At 66.8% G+C, this 13,033-nt stretch carries 10 protein-coding genes; 6 read left to right on the plus strand and 4 right to left on the minus strand.

Translation table 11 applies throughout. The features are described from left to right. Window positions 1-37 precede the first annotated feature (37 nt). From metK to AC1VV3_RS08795, 3 genes are all read left to right on the plus strand, one after another. Window positions 38-1,255, plus strand: a complete 1,218-nt coding sequence (gene metK, locus AC1VV3_RS08785) for a methionine adenosyltransferase (protein ID WP_132264560.1) — start codon at window positions 38-40, stop codon at window positions 1,253-1,255. A gap of 197 nt (window positions 1,256-1,452) precedes the next feature. After that, on the plus strand, window positions 1,453-2,337 hold the full coding sequence (locus tag AC1VV3_RS08790) for a sulfurtransferase (RefSeq protein ID WP_482961561.1): 885 nt from the start codon (window positions 1,453-1,455) through the stop codon (window positions 2,335-2,337). A gap of 140 nt (window positions 2,338-2,477) precedes the next feature. Beyond that, window positions 2,478-5,429, plus strand: a complete 2,952-nt coding sequence (locus AC1VV3_RS08795) for a CHAT domain-containing protein (RefSeq protein WP_482961562.1) — start codon at window positions 2,478-2,480, stop codon at window positions 5,427-5,429. A 45-nt stretch (window positions 5,430-5,474) separates the two neighbouring features. On the opposite strand, the gene AC1VV3_RS08800 is transcribed toward AC1VV3_RS08795, so the two are convergent. The 4 genes from AC1VV3_RS08800 to AC1VV3_RS08815 all read right to left on the minus strand — a co-directional run bounded on the left by AC1VV3_RS08800 (window position 5,475) and on the right by AC1VV3_RS08815 (window position 8,171). Then, window positions 5,475-6,020: a glutathione peroxidase gene (locus tag AC1VV3_RS08800; RefSeq protein ID WP_314467614.1), complete on the minus strand. Its 546-nt coding sequence runs from the start codon at window positions 6,018-6,020 to the stop codon at window positions 5,475-5,477. A gap of 98 nt (window positions 6,021-6,118) precedes the next feature. After that, complete coding sequence (locus AC1VV3_RS08805; protein ID WP_132264554.1) at window positions 6,119-6,805, minus strand: glutathione S-transferase family protein; 687 nt, start codon at window positions 6,803-6,805, stop codon at window positions 6,119-6,121. 23 nt (window positions 6,806-6,828) lie between these two features. Further along, window positions 6,829-7,464: a CoA transferase subunit B gene (locus AC1VV3_RS08810; RefSeq protein WP_314467617.1), complete on the minus strand. Its 636-nt coding sequence runs from the start codon at window positions 7,462-7,464 to the stop codon at window positions 6,829-6,831. Further along, on the minus strand, window positions 7,464-8,171 hold the full coding sequence (locus AC1VV3_RS08815; protein WP_134094743.1) for a CoA transferase subunit A: 708 nt from the start codon (window positions 8,169-8,171) through the stop codon (window positions 7,464-7,466). The genes AC1VV3_RS08810 and AC1VV3_RS08815 overlap by 1 nt, the downstream gene beginning before the upstream one ends. Window positions 8,172-8,362: 191 nt before the next feature. Between AC1VV3_RS08815 and AC1VV3_RS08820 the strand changes: the two genes are divergently transcribed. From AC1VV3_RS08820 to AC1VV3_RS08830, 3 genes are all read left to right on the plus strand, one after another. Beyond that, the gene (locus AC1VV3_RS08820) at window positions 8,363-9,274 is read left to right on the plus strand and encodes a LysR family transcriptional regulator (RefSeq protein WP_482961563.1); all 912 of its coding nucleotides are present in this window, start codon (window positions 8,363-8,365) and stop codon (window positions 9,272-9,274) included. Window positions 9,275-9,351: 77 nt separating this feature from the next. Further along, a complete protein-coding gene (locus AC1VV3_RS08825) occupies window positions 9,352-10,134 on the plus strand; it encodes a universal stress protein (RefSeq protein ID WP_132264547.1) in 783 nt (260 codons plus the stop codon). Between the two features lie 583 nt (window positions 10,135-10,717). Further along, window positions 10,718-13,033 carry a CDC48 family AAA ATPase gene (locus AC1VV3_RS08830; RefSeq protein WP_132264546.1) on the plus strand — a complete coding sequence of 772 codons (2,316 nt, stop codon included), beginning with the start codon at window positions 10,718-10,720 and terminating at the stop codon, window positions 13,031-13,033.

The raw sequence follows: 13,033 nt of genomic DNA on the forward strand, positions 1-13,033 counted from the left end.
GTGCCCACATAAAGATTTCTTTATATGTGGTGTCACGATGCGAAATGACTATGTCTTTACCTCCGAGAGCGTCTCGGAAGGCCATCCCGACAAGGTTTCGGACCAGATTTCCGACGCCATCGTCGATCTCTTCCTTTCGAAGGACCCGGAAGCCCGCGTTGCCTGCGAAACCCTGACGACCACCCAGCGTGTCGTCCTTGCCGGCGAAGTGCGCGGCAAGGGCATGATCGACAAGGACGGTCACTGGGAAGACGGCGCGCAGGAGGAAATCCAGCACATCGTCCGTGAAACCGTGAAGCGCATCGGCTACGAACAGGCCGGCTTCCACTGGCAGGACCTGCTGTTCGAGAACCACCTGCACCCGCAGAGCGCGGACATCGCGCAGGGCGTGGACTCGGCCGGCAACAAGGACGAAGGCGCCGGCGACCAGGGCATCATGTTCGGTTTCGCCTGCGACGAAACGCCGGACCTCATGCCGGCCACGCTCGATTACAGCCACAAGATCCTCGAACGCCTCGCGGCCGACCGTCACTCGGGCGCCGCGCCGTTCCTCGAACCCGACGCCAAGAGCCAGGTGACCCTGCGCTTCAAGGACGGCGTGCCCGTGGAAGCGACCGCCGTGGTCGTCTCCACCCAGCACAAGGCCGGCTACCACGAAGGCGGCAAGGACGCGGAACTCAAGGAATACGTGAAGAAGGCCGTGGGCGAGATCCTGCCCGCCGGCTTCGTCACCGAAAACACCAAGTTCCACATCAATCCCACCGGCAAGTTCGAAATCGGCGGCCCCGACGGCGATGCCGGCCTGACCGGCCGCAAGATCATCGTCGACACCTACGGCGGTGCAGCTCCGCACGGCGGCGGCGCCTTCTCGGGCAAGGACCCCACCAAGGTCGACCGTTCGGCCGCCTACGTCACGCGCTACCTCGCGAAGAACGTCGTCGCAGCCGGCCTCGCCAAGCGCTGCACGATCCAGATCGCCTATGCGATCGGCGTGTCCGAGCCGCTTTCGCTCTATGTCGATACTCACGGCACCGGCTCGGCCAGCGACGCGGATCTCGAAGTGGCGATCGCCAAGGTCGCAGCGGACAAGCTCGGCGGCCTGACCCCGCGCGGCATCCGCACGGGTCTTGGCCTCAACAAGCCGATCTACGGCAAGACGGCTGCTTACGGCCACTTCGGCCGCAAGCCCGAAGGCGACCTGTTCCCCTGGGAACGCACCGACCTTGCCGACGCGCTGAAGGCCGCTCTGGCCTGAACCGCAGTCCGGTCCGGGACCTGATCCCGGAATTCGGCGGACGGCCTTGAAGCGGGCCGGGTTTCCCAAGCGGAAACCCGGCCCGTTTTCGTTCCGTCCAGCCAGGTTCGGACTTTTCTCCCCACTGTCATCCCCCTGCGCCCGGTGCTGCGCTATTCGCGATGCGCGGCGTCGACAGCGCGCCCGGCTTTGGCCTAATGGCTTCCGATCTCTTCTCCGAGGCATTCCCGATGGCTTACGACACGCTGATATCCGTCCCGCAGTTGCACGCGCTCTTCGCGGACGGTGCGGACGTGCTGGTGCTCGATTGCGATTTCGAACTGGGCATGCCGGACAAGGGCCGTGCCGCCTATCGCGCCGGGCACTTGCCGGGCGCGCGCTACGCCCATGTCGACGAGGATCTGGCCGGCCCGCCCGATGGCAGCAACGGCCGCCATCCGCTGCCCGCGCGCGTCGCTTTCGCGGCCTGGCTGCGGACTCAGGGACTCAAGCAGGGCCAGCAGGTGGTGGCCTGCGATTCCAGCGGCGGCGCCTGGGCGGCGCGGGCCTGGTGGTTGCTGCGCTGGATCGGCCACGCCAGGGTCGCCGTGCTCGACGGCGGCAAGCAAGCCTGGACGGCCGCCGGCCTGCCGCTGGAGACCGGCGACGCCGCACCCGCCGTGCCGGGCGACTTCGTCGCCGGCGATCCGCTCGTCCCCTCGCCGGCCACCGCGCGGGAGGTCCTGGCCAATATCGAGCAAGGCGCGGCGCAAGTGCTGGACGCGCGCGACCCGTCGCGATTCCGGGGCGATCCCAACCCCGTCGACCCGGTAGCCGGGCATATCCCCGGCGCCCGCAACCGCTTCTTCCGCGACAACCTCGCCGCCGATGGACGTTTCCGCCCGGCCGACGAACTCGGCGCCGCCTTCGCCGCCCTGCTGGCAGAGCAGCCGGCCCTGCTCTCCTGCGGCTCGGGTGTGACCGCCTGTCACAATGCCCTGGCGATGGCTGTGGCTGGCCTGCCGCAGCCAAGGCTCTACCCCGGATCATGGAGCGAATGGATCGCCGACCCGGCACGGCCCGTCGCCACCGGAGACGCCTGAGCGCCCCTCCTGAAGCAGGGTTTGCGCTGTCAGAACAATTGGATGCTTGCTCGAAGCCCGGATTTCTGCCCTTGAAAGAGCGTTGCCGGTTTCGATGAAGGGGATTCGCCCCGGCCATCGACTTACGGCGGGGGGCAAGCATGAAGACTCGGCTCTGGGCCTGCCTGGCAGCGGGCCTTCTGGCGGAAATGACGGTGGGCGTTCCGGCGGCGCTGGCTTCGACCCGGACTGCGGCAGGAGTCTCGGCAGCGCCCGGGCCAGTTTCCGCCGTGGCCGAACTTCGCGCCCTTGCCGACTACGACACCTCGGGCGATCCCAAGGCCGCGCTCCGCCGGATCGATGCCGCACTTGCCGGTGCCCGCAAGGCCGGCGCCGTCGATCCCGTGGACCGCCTCATGGCCGAAGCCACCCGGGCCGAAGCGCTGTTCTGGATGGGCCGCTACAAGGAAGCGCTGGCGGGCTTTCGCGATTTCGACGCGGAGATGACCGCGCGGAATCAACCCATGACGCCGCGCCGCGCGGAAATCGTCAACAACATCGGATCCGCACTCTCCAGCCTGGGCAAGCTGGACGAAGCGCGAACCTACAAGCTGCGTGCACTGGAATTGAGCGAGACCCTCGCCGGGCGCGACAGCAGCGAATATGCCGCCGCGCTCTACGGGCTGGCGCTGATCGACTACCGCCGCGGACTGCCTCTGGAAGCGATTCCCAAAGTGCAGCAGGCCGTGATCGTGGCCACCCTGGCCAGCACGCGGACGGGCCGTAACAACGAGAGTCCCGCCGTCTACGGCATAACCCTCAGCACCCTGCAGATTCAGGCCGGCGATTCGACGTCCGCGATCGCCGCCGCCCGCGCCGCCGCGATCTGGGCCGACACGCATCTCGGCAAGGAGCACCGCCTGACGCTGGCCACGCTCAATGCGCTGGGCGCCGCGCTCAACGATGCGGGGCTTTACGCCCAGGCCACGCCGATCCTGCGGCGGGCGCTGGACTTGCGCATGGCCAAGAGCGATCCCGACCCGCGCGATCTGGGCTATTCGCTCAATGCCGTGGCCTATGCGCTGGATCTGGCCGGATTTTCCGAGGACGCCTTGGGTTTCTACGAGCGCTCGGCGGAAATCTTCGAAAAGCTGCCCGCTTCGGACCAGCCGATGTCCGGCGCCAATGTCTTCGGGCAGATCGCCCGGATCGTCCGCGACGACGGCCAGATCGACCGCGCCCTCGCGCTCGACCGCAAGGCGCTGGGCATGGCGCGGCGCATCGCCGCCTCGCCCGACGATCCCGAAGTGCTCCGCGCCGAACTCAGCCTGGCCAAACTGCTCCTTGCCACCGGAGACATCGATGCGGCGCAGGCGCTGCTCGACCATGTCAATGCAGCCTATGCGCGCCGGGCGCTGCCGACCAATCTCGACCGGGTGGCCGCGCTGGCCCTGCGCGCCGCCGTCGACGCCCGCCGGGGCGATCCGGCAGCGGCGCTCGCTGCGGCAAAGCCCGCACTCGAGCCTCTGCGCAGCCATCTGCTGGATCGCACCAGCGCCGCCACCGGCACGATTCGCCTTCGCGACCAGGCCGCGGGCACATTCGTCCTCGAAGCCCGGATCGCCATCGCCGCAGGGGACCGGGAAACCGCGTTCGACGCCTTGCAGATGGCGGGGATGGGCGATCTCCAGACCGCGTTCACTTCCGTCGACGCCATTGCCGATCGCTATGGTCCCGAGGCCAATGCCGCGATCCGCGCCTATCTCTCCGCCAGCGCCGAACTGCGCGAATTGCACAAGCAGCGCGACCGCGCGCTCACCCGGGACCGGACCGGCGCAAGCCCGAACGAGAGCCCCGACACGACCGCCGAGAGGATCGCCGCAGCCGAGGAAAACCTCCGCGCACTGGACAAACGGATCGGCGCGCTGGTGCCCGGCTATGCCTCGCTGACGGGTTTCGAACCTGCCAGCCTGGCCGCCGCCCGGTCCCGACTGGCGCCGGGCCAGGCGCTCCTGCTCTACGGGCAGGACGCGGAGGGCCTGGTGATCATGGCCGTCACCCGCAAGGCCGTGACGGCGGCGGAAACGCCGATCCCCGGACGCCGCCTTGCCGAATTGCAGCGGCGGCTTCGCGCCTCGATCGAGGACGGCGTGCTCACCGACGGCAAATCCGCCTTCGACCGCGATTCGGCCTACCAGCTCTACCGGCTGCTGTTCCCCCAGCCGATCGCCAGGGCGCTGCAGGAAAGCCGCGATGTCGCGATCCTGGCGCCGGGCATGCTGTCCGCCCTGCCCTTCGGCGCGCTGGTGACAAAGCCCCCGACTGGCGACGATGCCGATCCGCAGGCGCTGCGCCAGACCGACTGGCTCGCCCGCCATCACGGCGTGAGCACGCTGGTGACCGCAGCGCCGCTCGCCCGCCCCGGCGAGCGCCATGCCCGCCCGCGCGGATTTGCCGGGATCGGTGCGCCGCTTCTGCCCCGGGGCGGAACGGAAAGCTGGACGAACTCCCTCGAATCCACGCTCGCCGGCCTGCCCGAACTGCCGGGTGCAGCGCAGGAACTTCAGGCCATGGCCCGGTCTTTTCATGGAGAGCGCCAGGTTCTCGTGGGAGCGGGGGCGACCGAGGCGGCCGTGAAAGCAGCCCCGCTCTCAGCCGCCGGGGTGATCGCCTTCGCCACTCACGGCCTCGTCGGCGGCGCGTACCGCAACCTGGTGGAGCCTGCCCTGGTGCTCACGCCCGCCCCCGGCTCGGATGGCTCCGAAGATGGCCTGCTGACCGCTTCGGAAATCGCGCGATTGAACCTGGATGCGGACTGGGTGATTCTCTCGGCCTGCGACACCAGCGCGGGCGAGAGCGAGAATGCCCCGACGTATTCGGGCCTGGCCCGCGCTTTCGTTTCGGCGGGAGCCCGCGCGCTCCTGCTGTCGCACTGGCCCGTCCGCGACGATGTCGCCAGCCGCATGACGCTGCGCACCGTGCGGGCGGCGCATGGCCGGACCAGCCGCGCCGAGGCGCTGAGACGCGCGCAGATGACCGTGCTTGAGGACACCCATGTGCCTGGCGGGGCCCATCCCGCCACATGGGCGCCTTTCGTCCTCGTCGGCGAATGAGCAGGTGGCCGGACCGGGGACCTCCCCGTCCGGCCCGCCCTACCTTCACTTGGCCAGTTCGCCCTCGATCGCATCCACCAGCAGCGGATCCTGCGGGGTCGTGCCCGGCGCGAAACGTGCGACCACGGCGCCCTCGCGCGAGACCAGGAACTTCTCGAAGTTCCACAGCACTTCGGGATCGTCGTTCGGGGTCATGCCATAGCCCTTGAAGCGCTCCTTCATGCCATCGACATCGCCCTGCTTGGTGGGAATGGCTGCGGTGAGCGCGGCATAGAGCGGCTGCTTGGCTTCGCCGGTAACGTCGGCCTTGGTGAAGAGCGGGAACGAGACGCCGTAGTTGAGCTGGCAGAACTCGACGATTTCCTCGTCGGTGCCCGGCTCCTGCGCGCCGAAATCATTGGCCGGGAAGCCCAGCACTTCGAAGCCCTTGCCCTTGTAGTCCTCGTAGAGCTTCTCCAGCCCTTCGTACTGCGGCGTCAGTCCGCACTTGGAAGCGACGTTGACCACCAGAAGGACTTTGCCTTCGTGATTGGCCAGGCTGTCGGCGCTGCCATCGATGCGGGTCAGCGGAATCTGGGCGATATCGGTCATTCGAGGCTCTCCAGGGGATGCGAGGGAATAGGTTCGGGGACGGAGACTGCGTCAGCTTGGTGACGCAGGCAAGGCATTGGCGGCAAGGCTGCGCGCGATCAATCCGCGTTGCGGTAGTCGGCGATCACGTCGCCGCATTCGGCCAGTTCCGCCTCGTGGCCTTCCTCACGCCAGGTCTCGGCCAGGGCTTCGGCTTCCCACTGCTTCATGGCGGGGTGATCCAGCACGGCATCGACCCAGGACTGGCAGGTGCCGACGTCGAGCCCGTAAGTGCGGATGCGGAAGGCGACCGGGGCGAAGAAGGCGTCCACGGCGGTGAAGCTGGCCCCGGCCAGCCAGGGGCCGCCGAAGCGCGAGAGCCCCTCGCTGAACAGCTCGCGCAGCCGGGCCACATCGCGGACCAGCCCCGGCCGCATCGGCTTTGGGCGAACGCGGACGCCGACATTCATCGTGCAGTCGTTGCGCAGGGCGGAGAAGCCGCCGTGCATTTCCGCGACCGCGCATTGCGCGAAGGCGCGTGCCGCTTCGTCGGCCGGCCAGATGCCGGGATGGCGGTCCGCCAGATAGAGCGTGATGCCCAGGGAATCCCACAAGGTACGGTCGCCGTCGATCAGCGCGGGCACTTGCCCGGTGGGCGAGAAGCTGCGGAATGCGTCGTAGTTCGCAGGCGCGGTGAAGGGCTCGATCCGATCGGCGAAATCGATGCCGAGCGCCTTCATCAACAGCCACGGCCGCAGCGACCAGCTGGAGTAGTTCCGATTGGCGGTGATCAACGTATAGGCCATCCGGAACTCTCCTTCGCGGGACATCAGGTCGTGTAGTGCGCCGTGGTCTTAGCCGCGACTTCGTCGGCCGTCACGCCCGGAGCCAGTTCGATCAGCTTGAACGGGCTCTGGTGGTCGGGCCGCTGGAACACGGCCAGATCGGTGACGATCATGTCGACCACGTTCTTGCCGGTGAGCGGCAGAGTGCACGCCGGGATGAACTTCGGATCGCCGTTCTTGGCATTGTGTTCCATTACGACGATGATCTTCTTCACGCCGGCCACGAGGTCCATCGCGCCGCCCATGCCCTTGATCATCTTGCCGGGGATCATCCAGTTGGCGATGTCGCCATTCTCGGCAACCTCCATCGCGCCCAGCACGGCCAGGTCGATGTGTCCGCCGCGGATCATGCCGAAGCTGGTGGCGCTGTCGAAATAGGCCGACTGCGGCAGTTCGCTGACGGTCTGCTTGCCCGCGTTGATAAGGTCGGCGTCGACTTCGTCGGCGTAAGGAAACGGCCCGATGCCGAGCATCCCGTTTTCCGACTGGAGCGTCACCGTCATGCCGCCGGGCACATGGTTCGCCACCAGGGTCGGAATGCCGATACCGAGGTTCACGTAGAACCCGTCCTGGAGTTCCTTTGCCGCGCGCGCGGCCATCTCGTTGCGGTCCCAGGACATCAGGCGGTCTCCCTCTCGCGCGTGGTCGTGAATTCGATCTTCTTGTCGTAGGGCGCGCCGAGGACCAGGCGCTGGACGAACACGCCCGGCAGGTGGATGCCGTCCGGATCGAGCGAGCCGGTGGGGACGATCTCCTCCACTTCGACCACGCAGACCTTGCCGCAAGTGGCGGCCGGCACGTTGAAGTTGCGGGCGGTCTTGCGGAACACGACGTTGCCGGTCTCGTCCGCCTTCCACGCCTTCACCAGGCTGAGGTCGGCGAAGATGCCTTCCTCCAGGATGAATTCCTCGCCGCGGAAGACTTTCACTTCCTTGCCCTCGGCGATCTGGGTGCCGACGCCGGTCTTGGTGTAGAAGCCCGGAATCCCGGCGCCGCCGGCGCGCATGCGCTCCGCCAGAGTGCCTTGCGGGCAGAATTCGACTTCGAGTTCGCCCGAGAGGAACTGGCGTTCGAATTCCTTGTTCTCGCCGACGTAGGACGAGATCATCTTGCTCACCTGCTTGGTGCGCAGCAGCTTGCCGATGCCTTCGTTGTCGATACCGGCATTGTTGGAGGCGAACGTCAGGTTCCTCACGCCCGAATCGCGCACTGCATCGAGCAGGCGCTCAGGGATGCCGCAAAGGCCGAAACCACCGGCGGCGATCAGCAGGCCATCCTTCAGCAATCCGTCCAGCGCGGCATCGGCGCTGGGATAGACCTTGTTCATGCCATTCTCCCGTTAGAGCGTCTTCCGATCGGGTGGCATCACCCTCTGGCCCGGAAAACGCGGCAAACCAAAATCTTGGAGCATCCGGGCCGTTCTGGTCGGCTCGGAAAATCGCTCCGGCAAGCGAGCCTAGACAGGCAATTCCATTACGAATAGCGATTGTTATTTATCGGAATGGATAAGACACGGTTATGAAACGTATCGCCCTTTTCCATCTCGAAACGCTGATGTGGATTGACCGGCTCGGCACGTTTGCAGGCGCGGCGCAAAGACTCAATACCACCCAACCCGCCATCTCCGCGCGGGTTCGCGAGATCGAGGAGCAACTCGGCGTATCGCTGTTCCAGCGCGACGGACGGCGCATGGTGCTGACGGCACGCGGCCGCCGCCTGGTGCAGGATTGCGAGCCGCTGCGGCAGGGTCTGGAGCGCGTGCTGCTCGATGCCAGCGACTTCGCCGGGGCCAGCGGCACCGTGCGGATCGGCTCGGGCGAGATCGCGGCCGCCACCTGCCTGCCCGGCTTCATCGGCGCGATTGCGCGCGAACGCCCCGGCGTGACACTGGAAATCGAACTCGACCTGACGGCCCGGCTGCTCCAGCAGCTTCTCTCGGGCACCCGCGACATCGTGTTCCTGGCCGGCCCCGTCGCCAGCCCCGGCCTGCGGACCACGCCGATCGGCGCCGTCGACCTGGTCTGGGCCTCCAGCCCCGCCTTGGCCGAATCCGCAGATTTGCGCCGCAACGGGACGCCGGGCGCTCATTCCTTTCCCGTCTGGTCCCTGCCAGACCACTCTCCGCTCCACGGAGTCACGCTGGAGACCCTGGAGCAGCACCGGATCGCACCTCGCACGCTCAACACCTGCAACAACGTGCGCATGCTGATAGAGATCGTCTCGCGCGGCCAGGGCGCGGCAGTGCTGCCCGAAACCATGGTCCGCCGCGAGCTGGAACGCGGCATCCTGGAGGAAGTGCTCCCCCGCCCGCAGCACAAGGTCCATTTCGAAGCCGCGATCCGCACGCGAGAGCGCGATCCCATGATCCTGGACCTGTTCGAGCGGGCCACCCGCCTCTCCATAGAAACGGCCGGAGAAGCGGAAGTTTGATCTTCGTCATGGCAATTCCATGACCTTACGATAGGTTACCGGGCCATAGGTTAGCTGCCATCAACGGGAGAAATACCATGCGCTCGATACTCGTGAACGCCGATCGCAAGCCCGATAGCGACAGCCGCGTCGCCACCGCGCTCGAACTCGCCCGCCACATGGACGGCCACGTAACCGTGCTCGTCGATACCCCGGTGTCGCGCTACATCGCCATGGACCCGATGGGCGGCAGCTATGTCATCTCCGAAGCGCTCGACAAGGCGCGCGGCGAGGACGACAGCGCCGCCGAGGCCATCGAGGCACGCCTGACGCGCGGCGACATTCCCTTCGAAGTGATCCGCAGCGAGGAAGACCCGGTTCCCGCCCTTGCCGGCGCCGCGCGCCTGTCCGACCTGGTGGTCGTCTCGCGCTCCAGCGGCATTGCCGGGCAATTGGCCATGGTGGCCCGCGCGCCGGTCCTGGCCCTGCCCGAAGGCCGCACGCTGGCCCTGCCGATCCGCCGCGCCGTCATCGCCTGGGACGGCGGCGAGCAAGCCGCCAGTGCCCTCAAGGCTGCCGTGCCGCTGTTGCAGAGCGCGCAGACGGTCAAGCTGGTGACCGTGATCGAGAAATCCGGCGGCTTTCCGGTGACCGATGCCTTGCGCTATCTGTCGCGCAACGGACTCCATGCGGAGTACGAGGAATACGAAAGGCGCGGTTCCACCGAGGAAACCTTGGCGCTGGCCGTGAACCAGAACCACGCGGACCTGCTGGTCATGGGCGCCTACGGCAAGAGCCGCCTGCGCGAATTCCTCTTCGGCGGCGTCACCGCCCACTTCCTGTCCGAAGCGAGCGCCCCCGCGGTCCTGTTCTCGCACTGACGAGTTCCCGCAAGGCGCGGGGGTAAATCGTATCGAGGGCGTCGGTGCCGGCTTCAGGCCGTGCCCCGGCGCCCTTTCGCATGATCGGGCGCCTTTTTCGCTGGATACTCAGCACGGTGAGCAAATGGCGCGACGCAACAGTCAACGTTTGCATTATGGCGGACAGGGGCATCGCCTTGACGATTGCGTCAAGACCGACATGAAAGCTGATTCATTTCATAAGTCATTGTTTTATTTAAAATGCAGGTCGTATACCCCGGGTAGTTACCAGCCGCGCAACGTTGCTTGCGCGTTTCGCAATCTCAAATCGGTGTTTTCGCACTTGCACAAAAACCCGATTCGGAGCATATAGAAGCTGCCTTTCAGGCATCCTCTCCCAAAACTTTCATGGCCCGGCCGGCAACGTCCGGGCCTTCTTTTTGCCTTTTTGAGAACGGCGTTCTCAAAGAGTTCCATCGGAAACATCCGCAGTGACCGTTGGTTGGTTTGAAATCCGGGAGACCGATACCTAGTTCCTGATCCACACCCCGGACGGCACGCACGAAGCGGTGGATGCCGGCATCGGGAGGACGAAAGGACACTCATGGCGGACGCCCAGACCAACGTCGACGATCGGACCGTGAAGCTGCAAGTCGCGGCTGCCCGACAGGAAGAAAGCGGCCAGGGAATCGCCCGCCTCTCGCGCGCGGCGCTTTCCGAGATCGGCGCGATGGAAGGCGACGTGCTGGAAATCACCGGCAAGGCCGCCACCGTTGCACGCGCCGTGCTCGCCTATGACGAGGACGAAGGCCTTCAGGTCATTCGCCTGGACGGTCTCCAGCGCGGCAATGCCGAAGTCGGATCCGGCGATCACGTCATCGTGCGCAAGGCGGAATCGCGCCCCGCGCAGCGCGTGGTCTTCGCGCCCGCGCAGAAGGATATGCGCCTCCAGGGGCCCTCGGCCGCGCTGAAGCGCAACTTCTTCGGCCGCCCGATGGTGCAGGGCGACCTTGTCGCCACCACCGGCCAGCAGCAGGTCGCGGATATTCCCCCGCAGCTTCGCCGCATGTTCGATGCACCGGCCTATGCGCTGACCCAGATCCGCCTCAACGTCGTTTCCACCACGCCGCGCGGCATCGTGCACATCGACGAGAACACGGAAGTGGAACTGCGCGAGGTCTTCGAGGAAGCCCACGACGCGCGCGGCGACGTCAACTACGACGATGTCGGCGGCATGAGCGACACCATCCGCCAGCTGCGCGAAATGGTGGAACTGCCGCTGCGCTATCCCGAACTGTTCACCCGCCTCGGCGTCGCCCCGCCGAAGGGCGTGCTGCTGCATGGCCCGCCGGGCACCGGCAAGACGCGCCTCGCCCAGGCGGTCGCCAACGAGAGCGAGGCCAACTTCTTCACCATCAACGGTCCCGAGATCATGGGCTCGGGCTATGGCGAGAGCGAGAAGGCCCTGCGCGAGGTGTTCGAGCAGGCCACCAAGGCCGCGCCGGCGATCATCTTCATCGACGAGATCGATTCGATCGCGCCCAAGCGCAGCCAGGTTCATGGCGAGGCGGAAAAGCGCCTCGTTGCCCAGTTGCTCACCCTGATGGACGGCATCGACAGCCGCGCTCATGTCGTGGTGATCGCCGCCACCAACCGGCCCGACGCCATCGACGAGGCCCTGCGCCGTCCCGGCCGGTTCGACCGCGAGATCGTGATCGGTGTGCCCGACGAAGCCGGCCGCCGCGAGATCATCGGCATCCACACCCGCGGCATGCCGCTGGGCAGCAAGGTCGATCTGAACGAACTCGCGCGCACCACCCACGGCTTCGTCGGCGCCGACCTGGCCGCCCTCGCCCGCGAGGCGGCGATCGAGGCCGTGCGCCGGATCATGCCCCGGCTGGACCTCGAAGCCCGCACTATCCCTCCCGAAGTGCTGGAGGAATTGCAGGTTCTTCGCGAGGATTTCGTGGCCGCGCTCAAGCGCGTCCAGCCTTCGGCCATGCGCGAAGTCATGGTGCAGGTGCCCAACATCGGCTGGGCCGACATCGGCGGCCTCGACAATGCGCAGCTCAAGCTGAAGGAAGGCGTGGAACTGCCGCTGAAGAACCCGGAAGCCTTCCACAAGCTGGGTATCCGCCCGGCCAAGGGCTTCCTGCTCTACGGCCCGCCGGGCACCGGCAAGACCCTGCTCGCCAAGGCCGTCGCCAAGGAGGCGGAGGCGAACTTCATCTCGATCAAGTCGTCCGATCTCCTGTCCAAGTGGTACGGCGAGAGCGAGCAGCAGATCGCCCGCCTCTTCGCCCGCGCCCGCCAGGTCGCGCCTTGCGTGATCTTCATCGACGAGATCGACAGCCTCGTGCCCGCCCGCGGCATGGGCGGCGGTGGCGGCGAACCGCAAGTCACCTCCCGCGTGGTCAACACCATCCTTGCCGAGATGGACGGCATGGAGGAACTGCAGTCGGTCGTGCTGATCGGCGCGACCAATCGCCCGGCGCTGGTCGATCCCGCCCTGCTGCGCCCCGGCCGCTTCGACGAGTTGGTCTATGTCGGCACGCCTGACGAGGCCGGACGCGAGCACATCCTGGGCATCCACACCGCCCGCATGCCGCTGGCCGACGATGTCTCGCTGCGCGATGTCGCTGCGCGAACCGAGCGGTTCACCGGCGCGGACCTTGAGGACGTGGTGCGCCGCGCCGGTCTGATCGCCATCCGCAAGCGCGGGGCCGAAGTGGAACAGGTTCGCCGCGAGGACTTCGACGATGCACTCGAGGACAGCCGCGCCACGGTGACCGAGGAAATGGAAGCCGAGTACGAGCGCATGAAGGGCGAACTGAAAAAGCGGGCCATGGAAGTGATCCCGATCGGTTTCATCGCCCCCGGCATGGTCGAATCCCGCCGCGAAAAGAAGCACGGCGATTGA

This window comes from Novosphingobium sp. BL-S-34, assembly GCF_056857015.1.

Coding starts and splice junctions, on each gene's coding strand:
- AC1VV3_RS08800 (WP_314467614.1), bottom strand. CDS start 6,020: ATGACCGATATCGCCCAGATTCCGCTGACCCGCATCGATGGCAGCGCC.
- AC1VV3_RS08805 (WP_132264554.1), bottom strand. CDS start 6,805: ATGGCCTATACGTTGATCACCGCCAATCGGAACTACTCCAGCTGGTCG.
- AC1VV3_RS08790 (WP_482961561.1), top strand. CDS start 1,453: ATGGCTTCCGATCTCTTCTCCGAGGCATTCCCGATGGCTTACGACACG.
- AC1VV3_RS08795 (WP_482961562.1), top strand. CDS start 2,478: ATGAAGACTCGGCTCTGGGCCTGCCTGGCAGCGGGCCTTCTGGCGGAA.
- metK (WP_132264560.1), top strand. CDS start 38: ATGCGAAATGACTATGTCTTTACCTCCGAGAGCGTCTCGGAAGGCCAT.
- AC1VV3_RS08825 (WP_132264547.1), top strand. CDS start 9,352: ATGCGCTCGATACTCGTGAACGCCGATCGCAAGCCCGATAGCGACAGC.
- AC1VV3_RS08820 (WP_482961563.1), top strand. CDS start 8,363: ATGAAACGTATCGCCCTTTTCCATCTCGAAACGCTGATGTGGATTGAC.
- AC1VV3_RS08810 (WP_314467617.1), bottom strand. CDS start 7,464: ATGTCCTGGGACCGCAACGAGATGGCCGCGCGCGCGGCAAAGGAACTC.
- AC1VV3_RS08815 (WP_134094743.1), bottom strand. CDS start 8,171: ATGAACAAGGTCTATCCCAGCGCCGATGCCGCGCTGGACGGATTGCTG.
- AC1VV3_RS08830 (WP_132264546.1), top strand. CDS start 10,718: ATGGCGGACGCCCAGACCAACGTCGACGATCGGACCGTGAAGCTGCAA.